Origin of the sequence: Belliella marina (assembly GCF_042682445.1) — a bacterium.
Classification (GTDB): domain Bacteria; phylum Bacteroidota; class Bacteroidia; order Cytophagales; family Cyclobacteriaceae; genus Belliella; species Belliella marina.
Window position 1 is genome coordinate 74,202 of sequence record NZ_JBHUHR010000025.1, and the last position, 18,336, is coordinate 92,537.

Here is an 18,336-nt window from a genome sequence, read left to right on the forward strand (position 1 = left end):
GATGAAATGGTTTTGACTGTCCGCTCTTGGTTTTTGCGAAATTGCTACCGGTATTCGGTGATATTGTATTGCTGTGATATCCAAAAGTTTAGATAGTTTTAAATGTTCTTTAGGTAATATTAAATTGGACAAAACCATAAATGGGGTTTGCCAATATAAATTGCTTGAAATTAATCATGTTATCAGCTCATTAAACTACTATGACTATGGAAAAGATCAATTTTTCGAATCTACAAAAAAAAAGCGCCGTAATTTTCACCATAATGCTGATGGCTCTATATTCCATCAGCTGTACTGAACAGATACCGTCCGGACCTGAAGTCGGAGACTTGGAACCAGATTCATTGGAAATTTATGTACCCAATGAATTTTCAGAAATGGATTACAATGACGATTCCAGTACGTGGAGTTTCCAGAGAAGTAGGCAATCAGATCACTTTATCGTGTTTTGGGACAAAAAGTACGAAGGAAACGATCCCAATTCCCAAGAAGTCCCCGAGTTCTACAGGGTGGATATCGACGACTTGCTGGCCAAAGCGGAGACATACTATGAACTCAATGTAGATGAGCTTGTCTTTGCTAAAAGAGGGGTGGGCGAGTCGAATCTGGATAAATATAAAATGATGATATTCTTGTATTACCAAGAAGAATGGATGGCTTTTGGGGCAGGGTATGATGATGTCATTGGTGCAATCTGGGTAAATCCGTCAACCTGTAAACCCGTAGGGGCAACCATTGCCCATGAAATCGGACACAGTTTCCAGTATCAGGTTTTCTCTGACCTAAAGGGAGGCAGTGGTTTTCGCTATGGTTTCGGAGGAAATGGCGGGAATACATTCTGGGAGCAGACTGCCCAGTGGCAGGCATGGCAATCTTATCCAGAACAGGTTTTTACCACCCACGACTTTCAAGTTTATGTAGATAACTATCACAGGCATCTTTGTCATGAAGCCTATAGATATGCAAGTTACTTTATCCATTATTACTGGACAGAAAAACATGGGATAGACATTATTGGGAAGATATGGAGGGAAGCAGTCAATCCCGAGGATCCTATCCAGGCGTACATGCGGCTGACGGGGGTATCTGTAGAGCAATTCAACAATGAAATCTATGAAGCGGCAAGTAAAAACGTCACATGGGATTTAGATGGAGTGAGGCAGCAAGGAGCTGACCATATTGGGAAGCAGAGGTTCAATTTTCAAACCTTGGAAGATGGAAGCCATCAGGTAACTTATGATTTCACACCGGGTACTACAGGCTATAATGTAATTCCTCTTAATGTGCCTGAAGGTGGGGGAACAGTTTCTGCGAATTTTACTGGATTGGTCAATGCCTCAGGTTACAATGCTGTAGCCGATCCAAGCAGGGCTGGATGGAGATATGGCTATGTGGCACTTCTCGAAAATGGGCAAAGGGTCTATGGCGATATGAATCAGGGGATGACGGGAGTTGCGAGCTTTGAAGTACCACAAAATTGTAGCAAACTTTGGTTTGTGGTGACAGGTGCTCCCAATACTTATCAACCGCACGCATGGGATGATGATGAATCCAATGATGACCAGTGGCCTTATAAGGTCAAATTTTCGAATACCAATATATTGGGAATGGTGGATTTTCCGGAAGATGCTGTTCCAAGTGATCGAACCATAAGCATTGATGTGGAATTTCCAGTTAGTGGCACTGACTATGTTGGTCCTACCATTACTTTGAACATGGCCGAGTTGGCGGAGGCTTTTGTGTTGCAGCCCAATGAAATCATCAGCAGTTTTGGAGAAAGTATCCAGTTTTTTGGTGTGGAGGGTGATGGCACGCTCAATGCCACCAATACCGCCAATGGATATGGCCACTGGTTTGATGCCGATGGTAATATCTGTAACTGGGGTGAGGATGCTAAAGTCTTTTCTGAGTTTAGTGAAAGTAATTTCACATTTACTATTGGCCAGTATCCAGGACACAGCCAGCCTGGGGATACCTATGAGATCAGTCAGGCTTTTGTTTACACATATTTGCCTGGCCAGACAGTCCAGGTGACCGTGAAATTCAATATCACTTTGATCTGATACAAATTAGGTTTTGGGTGGGATGAGGTAGGGAAAGCTTGTTTATATCATAATAGTGGCATAGGGAAATTTTAGAAATCTTGGTAGGCTCAAATTTTTGAGCCTACCCTTTTTTGTGATTTTGAATTATGAATACTCTTCCTTCCTATGTTTTTAATAGGTATTGGATTTGTTATTTGAGCGATGCTTAATGTTGGAGAAATTTAAGATTAGAGGTTTCTTTTGTCGCAGATTTTAAGTGTGTGGTAAACTTTGTCTATATCTGATAAATTCAATATTAAATAATGTAAATACAGTGTTAAGAGAGAAATTATTTCTAATTTCTATACTTTTAGTAATCTAGTGTCATTCATGGTTAATTTAGTGTTAAAAATACACTTAAATACTTTTTAAATTTATAAAATTCAAAATCCAGTCTCTTTTATGAAGATGTCAATGTGTTGTAAAAGAGTTTGTTACACGGGTTTTGATTGATGCATATATTTCAAACCAAACATACAAACTATGAAACAAATCTTTACCAATTGGTATGCCCGGAGTATTCTGATAATGCTCTTGGCAACTTTCATCTCTCATGGAGGGTGGGCACAGCACATCGTCAAAGGGACTGTGTATGATTCGGATTCCAAGGAGGCTTTGATAGGAGCCAATATCCTGATAAAAGGGACGTCCAATGGGACGGCATGTGATGTTGATGGGCGGTTTACACTAGAGATTAAATCGGGAAACCCGGTATTGGTCGTGTCAGCCATCGGCTTCAAGAAGAAAGAGATTACCGTAGGGAATCAAACGCAGATTGAGATCTACCTGGATCCTGACTTCCTTCAAATGGAAGACGCAGTAGTCATAGGATATCAGAATATCGAGCGGGATCTCTCTACGGCATCCATATCCACTGTACAATCCCGGGATATCGAAAATTCCCCCTCGCCGAGTTTGAACATGGCCTTGCAGGGGAAGGTGGCCGGACTTACAGTATTGGCTTCATCAGGTGAACCAGGAGCTCCCAATACGGTAAATCTAAGGGGGGTAAGCAATCTATCTGGACCAAATGGGAACAACTATCCGCTCTACGTAGTGGATGGGGTACTCTTGGACCTCAATGAGATGGGTTCGGCGGCATCTGGAGTGGATCCCATAGCCATGCTAAATCCTAATGATGTCGAGTCCATCGATATTCTGAAAGATGCATCGGCGGCGGCCATTTATGGATCGCGTGCTGCCAATGGGGTGATCATCATCAAAACCAAAAGGCCAAAAGACGGTAAGCCTCAGATCAGGATCAATGCCTATACGGGCCGGAGCAATATCCCCCGGATGATGCCTGTGTATACAGGTGCGGCGGAGAGAAGGTACAAAATGGACCTGATCCAGAAATTTGCCCCGCGAGATGAGAATTTCTGGCATAACTTGAGTCCTTATCTGACAGATAGTCTAAACAGCTCCTTCAACAACAATACTGATTGGCAAGGCATGCTGTTACAAAATGCAACCATCAGCAATATGGATTTTTCCATTGCCCAGATGAATGAAAAAAGCAGCTACAGGGTTTCGTTAGGCTACTTCGATGAACAGGGGACTTTGCTGAATACGGGCTTTAAAAGATATCAGGGGACAGTGTTTTTGAATGCTAAACCCCATGACAGGTTGAATTTCGACCTTACGCTGATGGGATCTTTTTCGGATAGAAAAAGGGGAAATGGATTGGCGGATAACTACCCTTTTTCCCCTTGGGGTTTCCCTTCCTCTTTCTGGAATCTCACCGACGATGAGATCAACAGATACAAGGGAGCGTATAACGATATCCGTGACAAAAATGTCGATAATTATATTTCCGCCAATTTGCAGGGAAGGCTTCTGTTGACTGATTTTCTTTCATTCAATGTCAATGCTACTGGATTTTTGACAAGTAGCAGAAGGGAAGAAGCAAGGGCTTCTACGATTAGTAATTCCCGTACACCGGAAGCCAGGTTTAGCAGCCAAAGCAACTCCAACTGGGAAGTAGAGAACTACCTGATGTATGCACAGACTTTTGGAAGGCACAATATCAGTGCGATCTTGGGACAAAGTGCAAAGGTATTTCAAAGTAAATCGGAAAACTTCGGAGCCACCAACCTCCCTACGGATTTCTATAAAACCATCCAGGGGATCAATACGGATTTTGTAGACCGCTGGAGCAATACCTTTGTTTCTGATTATTCAAGATTGGCTGTTTTTGCCAGAACCAATTATGACTTTGCTGCCAAATACTTATTCTCAGCTTCTTGGAGAATGGATGGGTCTTCCCGCTATGCACAGCAGAATAAATGGGTGCATTTTCCCTCGGTGTCAGTAGGATGGGTAATGACTGAAGAGTCCTTCTTTCCGCAGAGCAATATTGTTGACTTTCTCAAAATCCGGGGAAGCTATGGGATGACAGGTTATGATCCTGGTGATCCTTATGCTTCTTTCCGAAGACTGACAGCCATAACCCAAGGTGGGGATATGGGCTATGGACCAAGGCCCGTAAACAGCTATGGAGGAAAAGCCTTTATCTATCCCGATTACAATGCAGTCGCTACAGGGGGCAGCTTAACTTGGCAGACAGATCCTCAATGGAATATTGGTTTTGACCTCCGGGCTTTCAAGGATCGGATCAATTTGACAACAGAAATATACAATAGAGAATCCAGAAATATCCCATTCAATGTCATGGTTCCGGTGACCACAGGATATACACAAGGGTTTGGCAATGTTGCCTCGATTAGAAATGAAGGGGTTGAGTTTACATTGACTACCCAAAATCTCAAGCCGGGAGGTTCCCTACAATGGTCCATAAATTTTGTGTTGGCTATCAATAGAAACATGATCACCGAGTTGCCCAACGACAACAGGGATTATAAAGTTGGGCCACCTTGGTTACAATATGTCTTGACCAAAGGCCGTCCGATATATGAATATAGTGTGTGGATGGTGGATGGAATATATGACTATGATGATCAAGTGCCTGTCAACCCACTTACCGGTGAGCCGACAAGATGGTATGGAGGGAATTTTTTCCGTGCAGGGGATCCGATTAGAAGGGATATCAATGGAGATTATAATATTGATGATCAGGATAAAGTTTTACTTGGAAATCCGCACCCAAAGTATTCTGGAGGTTTTAACAACAACTTTATCTATAAGAACTGGACTTTTGGAGTCTATGCATACTTTGTTGCCGGTAGAAAATTATGGAACGGGTTTCTTTCAGACAAATTGAATGGATCTCAAAGATATTGGGCTGATTGGGGTACAAATTCCGGTCCTGCATCAAATTTCGATAATTTCAGTTTTTGGACAGAGCCGGGTTCCGAAGCTGTGTATCCAAGGATTCTTGGAGCCCAAAACACGGTAGACAACTACCACATCGCCCAGTCTTACTTTATCGATGATGGCTCTTTTTTCAGAATTAAAAATATACAAGTAGGCTACAGACTTCCCCAAAATATATTGGATAAGGCCAAGCTGAGAAGTGTTCGGCTGTATGGCATGTGGGAGAATGTATTCCTGTGGCATCAAGCAAACCTTCCCGATCCGGAAGTGGGTGATCCAGGAGGGTATACAAGGGGAGATGGCTATCCATTGCCTCCCAAGTTTACACTTGGCGTGGATATAGAATTTTAATTCAAGATAATAACTGAAAAAAGAAGGAATTATGAAAATGAACTATATTAAAATATCTGTCCTCTTTGCAGCATTGTTTGTGCTTGGGGCATGCCAAGACTTTTTGGACAGGGAGCCAATAAGTGTGGCGGTAGATGAGGCTTTTTGGAGCAATGAAAATGAGGTGGAAGTTGCAGTAAATGGAGGTTATAGCTTGTTGAGAAATGCCATGACACAAGCGAGTAGGTATTTCACTTATGGGGATGTGACTTCAGATCAATTCAGCAACTGTGAATGGGATTTTAACTTCGCCAGGCAATTTTCCTTGGACTATTCCTTTGCGGCAAGCGAAGTATGGAGACCGCAAGTAAAACATAGAGACTGGACTTCATTCTACCGGGTGATTGATTGGTCCAATAGCATTGTAGAAAAAGTGCCGGCAATACCCGTAGGCAATTTTAGCAATGAGTCCGTCAAAAGCCATTTGTTGGGCGAGGGCTACTTTCTGAGAGCGTTTACCTACCTATATATTACCAAAATATGGGGTGATGTTCCAATGTCTACTGAAGTGGTGAAAGATGTGATTTTGGCAACCAATATTCCCAGATCACCAAAAGAAGAAGTATATGAGCTTATCCGAAGTGATATAGACAAAGCGATTGCGCTTCTTTCTACCTCTTATAGAGGGAAAAGAGGAATAAGGGCCAATAAAGCGGTAGCCTATGCCTTGAAAGCCCATTTCGAAGCTTGGTTGGGCAATTATCCTGAAACTATATTGGCGCTTGATCAGATGGACGCCAACGGCACTTATGGCTATGGTCCTCGTGGGGAAAGTGATTATATAAACAGGTTCTATTCAGGCAATACCCCCGATAATGTTTTCTTCCTTCCAAGGCTTTTGGAAGATATGGAAAATACTTTCGAATCGGGGTTGGATAGTGATATCGCTTGGGTGACTGGGGCTACCCCTTATCACAGGGATCGTCCAGAGCCCTTGTTTGCCATTAGTACAAGCCGTTTGAATGCCCTGTTTGAGGACCAAGATGATATCCGATTCAAATATGGCTTTCAAAAAGTGGATCAACCAAGACCTATGATCATGAAGTACCTCAACTTTAGTTGGGAAAATGAAGGGGACAGAATTGGACCAAGGTACTCATACGTGATCAATATCTATAGGTATACAGGGCTGAGATTGCTGAAAGCCGAAGCACTTGCTGCTGTCGGGCGCAATGCCGAGGCATTACAAATTCTCAATGAGGTAAGGGAGGTGAATGAAATCCAGCCCCTGACCAATCCAGATGATGTTTATCAGGAAGTCATGGAAGAACGGGCCCGGGAGCTGTTTCTGGAAGGACACAGGTTTTTTGATATGGTAAGAATGGCCCGACACAAGCAAATTTACAAATTTGAGTTTATTACCCCGGCTGATTTTGAGGGTGGAAAAAGTTATTGGCCAGTTGATCCCATTTTGTTCAACAACAACCCGATTTTGACACAAACCCAATTTTGGGATAGTAGACTCTAAACCAATACTATTATGAAAAAGAAAAGCAATTGTATAACATACATCATGGCTGGTATCTTGGTGATATCCTTGCTGCCTTCCTGTGCATATGAATATCTCACAGAAGACGGGATACATAATCCGAAAGTGAACATGACGACCTATGATTATTTGAGGACAGAACGATTCTCAAATTTTGATACGCTGGTCATGCTAATCGACAACCTGGGAATGAAGGAAGAGGTCAATGCAGCAGGTACTGTGTTGGCAATCACTGATTATAGCATAGGCAGGAGCATGAGAGCAAACTGGACTTTGGATTCCCTGTTTACATATACCACACGAGACTCTCTGAGAAATTACCTGTTTGATCCGGTTACCACTTTGGAATCCCTGGATGTGGAATCCAATATCATAGAAAGTAAAGGGGGGAAACGGTTTGATTTACACAAGGAACTTCAAACACAGTTTCAGTACACGCAATGGACTACACAGCCTGTTTACAGACTCCGCGTATTCAGAATCGTAGGGGAGTCTGATTTTGAAATGGGGATTCCTATAGATCAAATACCTGTTAACGAGCGAGACAGAAGTAATTATGTTCAGACCAGTAATATTTCGACCACAACTGGAACTGTCCATATTCTAGAAAACCTCCATTACCTTAATTTTAACTTCCAATAATATGAGACTTACATACGTAAATATATGCAGTGTCCTTTTGGCTGTTTTTGTGTTGACAGCTTGTGCAGAAGTTCCTGAGGGATTTATAAGCGACAATATTTTCTACTCACAGAACCCATTTTATGTTCCTCAGGGAAGGGTTGTCACATCCAACACTATTCAGGGTGATGGGTCTACTTTGCCATTGAAGGTAATCCCTACGGAGATTCGCAACAAAGTTACAGGGGAAGTGGTGAATGACTTGTTCTTTAAGGAATACTCGACATCAGTTTATACCAGTTCGATTTCCAAAACCGATACCTATGAGTCTATCAATGAGAAAGTATCAGAGAAGTTGATGCCTATATTTTCCGTAGTGGAGTCAGGTGGTTCCATGTTGTTTTCCAACCAAACGTTCAATATCCCGGTGGGAGAATATACCATGGATGTAGAAGTTTCCAACGGGGCAGGGACCAGGGTGGTCAAAGATATCTGTACGATCATTATCCACGAAGCCAACCCACTTCCCGATGTACATGGCGGTGCATCAGCCTTCAGAACAGTGAAGGATGAAGAGGGTAAGGATGTTGTACAAGAAATATTCTTTGGATTTGGATCTTCTACAGAATGGGACTCATCTGGAGAGAACAAAGTGACATTCAAATTTGTGGACAAGGATGGTGAAGTAATCAATCCCAGCAAGTATGGCTTTCAGGAACAAAGGATTTCTGACGGATATAAGTTTAGCGATTCTACTCCTTGGGATGGAGAGGTGCCAAGTGATGTAAGCGATACCAAGGTTTCCTATTCTTATCCAGTTACACCCTTTCCTTATTCTTGGATTGAGCCTTGGAGAAATTTCGGGTTTTCTTTTAGTCCCACTGGAGATGTGGCCAAGGAGTTTGAAGCAAAAGCAGGGTTTAATAGCTTTAATGTCAGGATAAACAGTTATATGAAATTCAATCTTCCTGGTACTTATAATATCACTATCAAATGTGATTTTATAGATATCTAAAGTAAGTAAGAGAAGTAATTATGCTACTTCAATCTTAGGTCAATTGAAGATATAAGCATGTAGTCAAGTTAAATTGTTTAGGGTTTATTTATAAAAAAGGAGAGAAGATCTTTTTCTCTCTTTTTTGTCATTATAGGACAAAATGCCAAATGGAAATGATATTAAAATTAAGAAATTAACTGTCATATTAATATGAAAAAAGGATTAGTAAAAAGATTGTCAGATATGCTGTCGATATTGTTTTTGGGGATGATCGCTTTTAGCACTTTCTCCTGCGACACTTCGGTCGATTCCCAGATTCTCGGACTGTCTCCAACTTTTAGCCCCGAAAAAGACAGCCTGAATGGATGGGAACGGGAGTACTGGAGTCCAAAGGAAAATTATAAAATCATCCCTTCGGAAAGTTCTGCCCTTGGGGTTTTGGCGATTGAGGCAGATTCGTTTTCTATATCCAGGTGGTATAGGAAGGTTCAACTGAAGCCTTACAGCACCTACAAAATCACAGCAAAGATCAAAGCAGAGAATGTGGTGAGCCAAGGTGGAAAAGGTGGTGCTGGAATCCGGCTGGGACAAATAAAGATAGACAATGACACCATACTGGTCGGTACCTCGGATTGGATTTCCTTTGAGCAGGAATTCAATACAGAAGGTTTTGATAGCTTCCTGATAGAAAGTGTCTTGGGAAAGGAAGGTCCTGCAAAAGGAGCCATATACCTCAAAGATGTGGAGGTTCGGGAAATTGCCCTTGCTGAGTTGAAACCTGCTGTCAATATTGATTTGACAGTCCAGAAAGCTCCCATGGAAGCGTATATCTATGGTCAATTTATCGAACATATGGGCAAATGTATCTATGGAGGGATTTGGGCTGAGTTGTTGGAAGATCGGAAATTCTACTATGCCCCTGGCGCAAAAAACAGCCCATGGAAAATATGGGGATCAAAAATATCCCATGACAGCAATTACAAGTATTCAGGGAATCCGACACCATTGTTGGATTTGAGTGCCGACCAAGAGCAGGGTTTGGAGCAAAGGAACCTGAAATTTAAGGCGAAAGCTTACGAGGGTTACTTTTTGTTGGATATTCCTGACAATGTAGAGCCTGAAGTATTCTGGCTGTCCGGAGACCAAAAGCATGCAGCCGAGATTACTTCCAAAGAAAAATCAGAAGGACATACCAAAGTGGCTTTCTCCTTCCAGCCTTCGGGTGAGGTGGAAGCCGGTGGTTTGGGGATTACAGCCAAAGGCTTGGGAAAGATGCGTTTGTTGGCAGCCACATTGATGCCTTCGGACAATGTGAAAGGGTTCAGACCAGATGTTTTGGCATTGATGAAAGAGCTGAATGCGCCTATCTACCGTTGGCCAGGGGGCAATTTTGTGAGTGGCTATGATTGGAAAGATGGTTTGGGTGACCGTGACGTGCGACCTACCCGCTACGAGCGTGCCTGGGATGGATTGGAAACCAATGATGTGGGAATCCATGAATTTATGGAATTGTGCAAGTTGTTGGATACCGATGCAAACATTGCGGTCAACACAGGGCTGGGAACAGCAAAAATGGCTGCAGAGGAAGTAGAATATGTCAATGGGGATGTCTCTACAAAAATGGGTAAATGGCGAGCTGATAACGGCCATGAAGCACCATACAACGTGAAGCTATGGGCAGTCGGCAACGAGATGTTTGGCGATTGGCAATTGGGTAATATACCAATAGAAGAATATGTGGTTAAGCATAATGAAGTGGCAGAGGCAATGATTAAAGTTGATCCCAATATTGAACTGATCGGGGTAGGATTCCCAGGGCATTGGAATGACATGATGTATGAGCATAGTTTGGACAATATGGATTACATCAGTGAGCATATCTATAAGCAGGATTGGCATTCCGGGGGATTGCTGACACATGCCCGGCAGCTTGCAGATCTTATCAAAGAGGTGGCCGAAGAGCATAGGAAAAGAAGTGGTGATCCGGAAAAACCAGTACTGAGAATTGCCATGGACGAGTGGAATTACTGGTATGGCCCACATGTCCATGGATTGCTGGGAACACGCTATTTCTTGAGGGATGCTTTGGGTATTGCTGCGGGATTGAATGAGTTTTCGAGACAATCGGATATTTATTATATGGCCAATTACGCACAGACAGTCAATGTGATAGGTGCTATCAAAGCAACCCAAACAGGCAGCTGGATGGAAAGTACGGGCCTGGTCTTGAAGATGTATAGGCATCATTTCGGTACTATTCCCGTAAGTTTGCAAGGGGATCACAGGCCTTTGGATGTGGCTGCTGCATTGACCGAGGATAATGGATTTCTGACCGTGGCGGTGGTAAATGCCAACTTTGAGGATTATGAGCTGACGATTGGGCTGGATGGAAATGGGGTAAAGAATAATGGTGAGATGTATATCATCACCTCTTCTGATGACATGGATTTCAACGAAGAAAAAGAAGAAAAAATCACCCTTGAATCCAAGATGGTCACCATGGATGGAGGAAAGGTAAAAGTGCCTAAAATGAGTGCCGTTATTTATAAATTCCCTGTAGAGTAATACCAAAAGCCAATTTATTTTCTTTGGCCTTCAAATACTGATAGAGTCCGATTGAACCCAATCGGGCTCTATTTTTTTTAATGCCACACTCAGGGGGTAATTCCCCCGTCTTTAGACGAAGATTATGTTTGGTGTTTTTATGTTCTTTGTGTATTCTGCCGTGTCCATTGTGGTTAGGTTTTTTTCACCACCAAGTCCACAAAGCCCAGGTTTTGTCTTTAGTGTTGGAAAAGTAGCATAAATGGCTAATTGTCAGTGGAAAAGTTGAGGTGTTTTTGTGTGAAGAAATATTGAGCTTGACTCAAAAGCAAATACCGATATTTTCATGCCAAAGGTTGTTTTGTGGAGTTTCTCTAATAATGAAATATGTATATACGCTTTCTTGCAAGTAGACCTTTAAAATGTTCCCAACAACTGTTGTGTCCAATCTGTTGACCGTAGGCTGTTGACACTCGTGCGCCGTGGCGTAGTTGACGATTATCCGCAACATGATGTTTTGCTTATTTACTTACTGGCAAAGTAGCGGATAATCATATAATGAAAATAGGATAGGAGAAAGACAAAGGGAGTTGTCCCTTCGATCTTTCTCCTATCTCTTTTAATGAAGTATCGACGTGCAGAATTTCCTTTTGGTAAAGACCATTCTTTTGACCCAATCTCAATATTTTTGTTGGGTTTTGGATCTATCTATCTGTGGGGGATGTCAAGATTTTCCAAAAACTTCCAGTTGGTAGTATAGTTTTTCTTCACTTCCTCTCCGCTCAAGACAATTCGCAGGATTTCTATGGGGATGCTGTTGTTTTGGAGGATCAGGTCGTGAAATTCCTTTTCGGGCATTTTTCCACTTTCTACCAATTCATCCTTGAGCGCATAGAGCTGTAGTCCTCCTACCATGTATGCGATTTGGTATAATGGGCCATAACGCCCCTCAAAAGACCTCCTTACTTCTGCTTCTGCATTGGCACGTTCGTGACCGACTTTGTCTACCAGGAAGTCTATGGCTTCTTGGGGGGACATTTTCTCCAGGTGGTAGTTCAGGCTGAAGATGATTCTTGCGCAGCGATGCATTCTCCAAAACAACATCCCTACTTTATCTTCTGGGGATTTCGGGAATGATTTGTCCCAAAGTGCAATTTCCCAATAGAGCGCCCAGCCTTCTATCCAAAACGGGGTGGAGAAAAGTGATCTGTATGGCTTATGTCTTTGCATCATGTAGCCCTGCAAATGGTGTCCAGGGATCAATTCATGTTGGACGGTCGCCCTGGAAAAGTGCGGGTTGTTTCCCCTCATGCTCATCATTTTTTCCTCATGGCTCATGGTGGATGTAGGGTAAGATATTTGGATCACTTCACCACCAAGGAAGAAAGGGTTGATCCGCTGGGCCTCGGGAGACATCATGCGCATTCTCCAAGTTTCTTTTGCCAATTCGGGGATCGTAATCAGGTCCCTGTCTTCAAGGAACTGGATCGCTTCTTCTGCCAAAAAATAGATGTCCTCTGGCCAGGTACCAGGTGCCACATAGGTGTTTTTGACGTATTCAATCGCAGCTTTCCAGTCATTTCCGTAGCCAAGTTCGTTGGATGCTTTCAGCATTTCCTCCTCACACCAAGCGAATTGTTTCTCAGCTTCGGCTATCAACTCCTCGGGAGAATAGGGGATATACTCGAATTCGAGCTCTTTTTCCAAGGCTATTTTTCCAATAGGTTTTCCGATGATCCCACTGCCATCGTCTTTTACAAGTGTATTTTGATAATGCTCCTTCAAGAACGTTTTGTAGGCAGTCAAGCTTTCGTTCAGCTCTTCGAAAGGCATCTTCATCCACCATGAAAACTCCGGGTCATAACCATTATAGAATCCAAAGGCTTCTTCAACATTGCTTTGTAAGCTATGGATGGCATCACTTGCCAGCTCAGCTTTTTGCCAGCTGTCGAATGGACTGCTTTTTTCCAAGCTTCGGTGTAGGCTTTTGACTTTTTCTGTTGTTTCCTTGAATACACCAGCCAATTTCTGCGCATCAGGTTTGGTGCCTTTTCTTCTCTGGGTGTAAAAGTCAGACAAAGGGCCTGAAAATGAAGCGACATGCATGACATCTTTGTAGGAAGCGTAAGACTGCTGGTGAAAGTATCGATCTTTAGTGAGTTTGTTTTTAAAGATAAGATAGTCTATTTGGGCATCCCGATCCAGATCCCCGAAATCAATCTTGTCGAGCTGGTTCAGCCAGTCTGAATAATGTCTGTCGATGCGCTCAAAGTACTCTTCAGAATGTCTGTTGGTGTATTTTCTGTTCAGGGTAGACAGATCTGCCTTATAGGATTCCAATTCGGTATAGAGACTCTGGGCATTTGAGAAAAGGGGAGTCAATATACAGACAAACAGGATTGCCAGAATCCTTGCCTTGGGCAGGGTTTGAGATAGGTGTGGGGAATGGGTTTTTACATTTCCGGGTGTTGGGGACATTGGTTTTCTGTTTATGTATTATAGATATTCTGTGTATTAGTCACTTTGCCAGTGAATGCAATGGATTTTAAAATCAGCCTCACTATTAGTCAATCTGGGGGGATATCCCTCGCCATTAAGCAAAGACTTTCGTGTTTTTCTTTGTGAACTTGGTGTTTTTACTTGGTGATCTTTGTGGTTATAATTTTTACCACAATGACCACAAAGGTTTTCACAAAGAACACTAATTCTCGGATGTACTTTAGTTGCCTTTAGACGAAACCAAACCTATCGGTCTTTAGTCGATAGTATTGGATAGAATCTATAGCGTTTTTATTGTTGAATTTAATAAAATAATCTATCCAAAATTGTAATTGCCAATATTGTATAAGCCTTGACTAATCTGGTGCAATATTATTGGGGGCTGATGTCGTAATTTTGAAGAGGATCAAAATATACAAAAAATGAATTGGAATGGAGTTTTGCCTGCCGTGACAACAAAGTTTTCGGTAGATGGCAGCATCGATTATAAGCTGTTTTTTATAAATGTTGAAGAGCAGATAAATGCCGGGGTTGCGGGGATTATTTTGGGAGGAACATTAGGGGAGTCCAGTGTATTGGAAGATGAGGAAAAGATGGAGCTTACCAGCAAAACCATTGCATATGTGAAGGGTAGGGTTCCGGTGATATTGAATATCGCTGAAGGGTCTACCAAGAAGGCGATAGCCTGTGCCCAAGCAGCTGAGAGTATGGGTGTGGATGCGTTGATGCTGTTGCCGCCAATGCGCTACACTACAGATCATAGGGAGTTGGTGACGTATTTTGCGGACATTGCCAAAAGCACGACTTTGCCGATCATGATCTACAATAATCCGATAGATTACAAGACTTATGTCACACTGGAGGTTTTTGAGGAACTTTTGCCTTACGAAAATATCCAAGCGGTCAAAGAATCGACAAGGGATGTGTCCAATGTGACCAGGATGATCAACAAGTTTGGGGATCGATACAAGATCCTATGTGGGGTAGATACCCTGACCATGGAGAGTCTGACCATGGGAGCGGATGGGCTTGTGGCAGGGTTGGTATGTGCCTTTCCCAAAGAAACGGTGGTTTTGTTCAAGTTGATCAAAGAGGGTAAAACCGCCGAGGCATTGGAGATATACAGGTGGTTTTTGCCATTGTTGGAGTTGGATATCCATCCCAAGTTGGTGCAATACATCAAGCTGGCCGAAGAGATGACTGGTATAGGTTCGGCAAAGGTAAGGGCACCGAGATTGGAACTGGTCGGAGAAGAGAGGGAAAGGGTAGTGAAACTGGTCCAAAAAGGAATAGACAATAGGCCTGTATTGGAAGGTTATACCGTACTGGCAGCAGAATAGTTTAGGATATGACCCCTATCTCGGGAGGGGGTGCTTCTTCCGAGATGGGGGATGTATTAGATGAGAGCATAGTGTTTTTGATGGACTGTCAAAAAAGTATTGATAACCAATAAATCCACCTTGTTTTTTACTATGTATAACTGTCTCTATTGGCGACCCATTGTTGAAATTTCATTTTCAAATTTTAGTAAATGAAATTTTTGTTAAATCAAGAATTCTATACAGTAAAATCAGCAAATAATAATTGTATAAATTGTTATTACGAAAGTAATTATTTTTTGAATTATTTTGGTTTTAAATTGAATAATTCCGTTTCATTCTGATTTTAACATATTATCACTTACGGAATCGATTTCGAAACTTTTTATCTATTATTCTTAAATTATATTTTTTTTAAATTAACTTTTGAAAAATAAAAGTTTATGTTAAAACTGATGGGAGAAATAATATGAATATTTCTTTATATAAAAGGAAATGTTTTAAAATAAATTTAATGATTAAAAACTTATAATATGATACTACTTTGAATGCTGCTGTCCCAGGCAAATGCGGGCAATGCATAAGTGCATGAATTGGAGAAGGTTTATGTTACACTAAAGACCAAAAATGCACCAGTCAAGGTGTTTTAGGTGAGATTGGGAAATTGGCAGCCTGTAGGTTTGCTTGGGAGGAGAGTATGCCGGTTGGGGTTAAGCCCAATTTGTTCAGACAGAGAATCAGAAATTCTCGGAAGACGTTGCATGAAGATTTTCCATTCTGGAGGAAGTTGTTGTTATAGACATATTCAATGTGGTGAAAAAAAACGAACATGTTAGGAGCCGCTCAAGGTGTGCTTTGAATACTGATAATTTTCAATATTGCTAGTTTTTGATTTATAAGTTTATTTAATTTGGGCAAATTCTATTTATGACGAATTTAATATTGCAAATCATTAAATATAAAGATGAATTGAATAATAATAATCAAAAATTGGAAATTTTTGTGTCAATTAACCAAGCCTAAAATGATACCGGGATTAAATGTAAGTAAGAAAAATGAACATGGGGAAGATAGTCCTTTAGTAGATTCAAGGGGTTTTGGGAGTTCGGGGCTAGTTGTGGAATCTACAATATGGCTGGAATTCCAGCAGGGGAGTGATGCCGCTTTGGCCAAACTCTTTGAATTGTATTCCAATAAATTGTATGCATACGGACGGCAGTTTACCCGAGATAAAGGATTGGTTCAGGACGCAGTCCAGGATGTGTTTCTCAATTTGATCCAAAGGCGTACCGAGATTGGGGCTGCGTCTTCGGTGAAGTTTTATCTTTATGCATGTTTTAGAAGAAGTATGATCCGATTGCTGAAGAAACATCGACAACTTAATTTCATGAGTGAATATGCCCGGGAAGATGGGTTTCAGATCAGTGTTGATCCAGAATTGGTTCAAATCCACACCAGATTCACCATAGATGAAAAGAAGCTTTTGGAAAATGCCTGTAATCGATTGCCTGCAAAACAGCGTGAGATTATTCTTTTACATTATTTTGAAGGACTATCCTATGGTGAGATTGCCGAGATAATGGGGCTTTCACATGTAAAGTCAGCCAGAAACCACCTCTACAAAGCGATCAACAGACTGGCTGAATTGCTGGGTCAATACAAAGACGTGTTACAATTGCTATATTTCTTACCCATACTGATGTGCTAGGATATTTTGTGGCGGATCAGTGAGAAAAGTCCAAATATCCAATTTTTGTTTTTTTAAGTACCTACCAATTGGTCGTTGACAGCTGTCATTTTCTATTAAGGTATCTTTTAGATCATTATACAAATCAAAAATATTGTTTGATTCTGGCTGTTTGAAGCTGTTTTTGATTTTTTTTTTGAAAAAACACAGATTTTGACGATGTCATTTTTAGTGTTTATGTCTCTATACCTTCCAAAACCAAAACCGAGATTAGTTTTAACCTATTTAAGTATTGAGAAATATGGGCTTCGATCCCCAACACGAATCAGACTTTCTAAAGAACCCATTTTTCACCAAATGGGTACATTCTCCCAATGAGCACACCGACAGGTATTGGATGGAATGGTGCCGGAATAACCCGGGCAAAACCGACATGCTCCAAAGTGCCAAAAACATATTGCTTTCATTTAGGCCTAAAGAGGAACATGTGATGGATGCCCAGGATTCACAGAGGATCTTGGATCAGTTGATACTGGCAAACCACAGGAATATGCCCTTGCCAAAAAAGCACCATAAGGTATCCAAGAGGAGGTTTTTGGTTTGGGGAACCTCAATAGCGGCCTCTATATTATTGCTGGGTGTGTTGAAGGGATTGTTCAATCAAGGAAATGTGGGAGAGGGAATTACAGGTTCGGAGATAACATGGGTAACGAAGTCTGTCCCAAGAGGCATGAAAAAGGCATTTCTATTGCCTGATGGATCCAGGGTGACCTTAAATGCAGATAGTGAGATCCGGTATCCCTCCACGTTTATGGGAAGCCGGGAGGTAGAGTTGAAAGGGCAGGCATTTTTTGAAGTGAAAAAGGATAAAACCAGTCCCTTCATTGTAAAAAGTGGCGAGGTGGAAACCAAAGTTTTGGGGACATCTTTTGGGGTGAGGGCATATCCAGATCAGCGTTACTTTCAGGTGGCTGTAGCTACTGGATTGGTAGAAGTGGTTGCAGTACAGGGAAGTAAGTTTCAGATTTCTCCCAATGAAGCTGCCAAATACGACAGAACTTCCGGTTCATTGACCGAAACCGATTTTGATTACGATGCCATGTTGGGATGGAAGGAAAAGGTACTGAAATTCAAGAATATCCCCATCAGCGAAGTGTTTGACATTCTGTCAAGGTGGTACGATGTGCAGTTTGTAGTTCCAGAGGAGATATCTCTGGATGGAAGATACAGCGGGAGATTTCATAGCCAAACCCTAAGTAATGTGCTGATTGGCATGCGCTACTCATCTGAATTTGATTTTACAATCAGGGATAAAATGGTATATGTCAGTAAGAAAAATAATCAATAGCTTAAATATATATGAAGATGCATTAACCGATTGCATCAAAAGGTAATGCCAAATGAAAACCACCTTAAGATTTATTAATATGTTA

General features: G+C 41.7%; 10 protein-coding genes. 9 read left to right on the forward strand and 1 reads right to left on the reverse strand.

Annotated elements, in window-relative coordinates; all coding sequences use genetic code 11:
* The first annotated feature begins 206 nt into the window (after positions 1 to 206).
* From ACFSKL_RS09400 to ACFSKL_RS09425, 6 genes are all read left to right on the forward strand, one after another.
* Positions 207 to 2,063 carry a DUF4859 domain-containing protein gene (locus ACFSKL_RS09400; RefSeq protein ID WP_376885653.1) on the forward strand — a complete coding sequence of 619 codons (1,857 nt, stop codon included), beginning with the start codon at positions 207 to 209 and terminating at the stop codon, positions 2,061 to 2,063.
* Positions 2,064 to 2,567: 504 nt separating this feature from the next.
* Positions 2,568 to 5,708 carry a SusC/RagA family TonB-linked outer membrane protein gene (locus tag ACFSKL_RS09405; protein ID WP_376885654.1) on the forward strand — a complete coding sequence of 1,047 codons (3,141 nt, stop codon included), beginning with the start codon at positions 2,568 to 2,570 and terminating at the stop codon, positions 5,706 to 5,708.
* A gap of 31 nt (positions 5,709 to 5,739) precedes the next feature.
* Complete coding sequence (locus ACFSKL_RS09410; RefSeq protein WP_376885656.1) at positions 5,740 to 7,215, forward strand: RagB/SusD family nutrient uptake outer membrane protein; 1,476 nt, start codon at positions 5,740 to 5,742, stop codon at positions 7,213 to 7,215.
* A 12-nt stretch (positions 7,216 to 7,227) separates the two neighbouring features.
* A complete protein-coding gene (locus tag ACFSKL_RS09415; RefSeq protein ID WP_376885658.1) occupies positions 7,228 to 7,878 on the forward strand; it encodes a hypothetical protein in 651 nt (216 codons plus the stop codon).
* A gap of 1 nt (position 7,879) precedes the next feature.
* Positions 7,880 to 8,872, forward strand: a complete 993-nt coding sequence (locus ACFSKL_RS09420; protein ID WP_376885660.1) for a hypothetical protein — start codon at positions 7,880 to 7,882, stop codon at positions 8,870 to 8,872.
* A 192-nt stretch (positions 8,873 to 9,064) separates the two neighbouring features.
* Positions 9,065 to 11,419 carry an alpha-L-arabinofuranosidase C-terminal domain-containing protein gene (locus ACFSKL_RS09425; RefSeq protein WP_376885661.1) on the forward strand — a complete coding sequence of 785 codons (2,355 nt, stop codon included), beginning with the start codon at positions 9,065 to 9,067 and terminating at the stop codon, positions 11,417 to 11,419.
* 687 nt (positions 11,420 to 12,106) lie between these two features.
* On the opposite strand, the gene ACFSKL_RS09430 is transcribed toward ACFSKL_RS09425, so the two are convergent.
* Positions 12,107 to 13,876 (reverse strand): DUF885 family protein, encoded by a 1,770-nt coding sequence (locus tag ACFSKL_RS09430; protein ID WP_376885663.1) that lies wholly within the window; start codon positions 13,874 to 13,876, stop codon positions 12,107 to 12,109.
* A gap of 443 nt (positions 13,877 to 14,319) precedes the next feature.
* On the opposite strand from ACFSKL_RS09430, the gene ACFSKL_RS09435 reads away from it, so the two are divergent.
* The 3 genes from ACFSKL_RS09435 to ACFSKL_RS09445 all read left to right on the forward strand — a co-directional run bounded on the left by ACFSKL_RS09435 (position 14,320) and on the right by ACFSKL_RS09445 (position 18,251).
* On the forward strand, positions 14,320 to 15,237 hold the full coding sequence (locus ACFSKL_RS09435) for a dihydrodipicolinate synthase family protein (RefSeq protein ID WP_376885665.1): 918 nt from the start codon (positions 14,320 to 14,322) through the stop codon (positions 15,235 to 15,237).
* 1,003 nt (positions 15,238 to 16,240) lie between these two features.
* A complete protein-coding gene (locus tag ACFSKL_RS09440; RefSeq protein WP_376885666.1) occupies positions 16,241 to 16,924 on the forward strand; it encodes an RNA polymerase sigma factor in 684 nt (227 codons plus the stop codon).
* 280 nt (positions 16,925 to 17,204) lie between these two features.
* The gene (locus tag ACFSKL_RS09445; protein ID WP_376885749.1) at positions 17,205 to 18,251 is read left to right on the forward strand and encodes a FecR family protein; all 1,047 of its coding nucleotides are present in this window, start codon (positions 17,205 to 17,207) and stop codon (positions 18,249 to 18,251) included.
* Positions 18,252 to 18,336 lie beyond the last annotated feature (85 nt).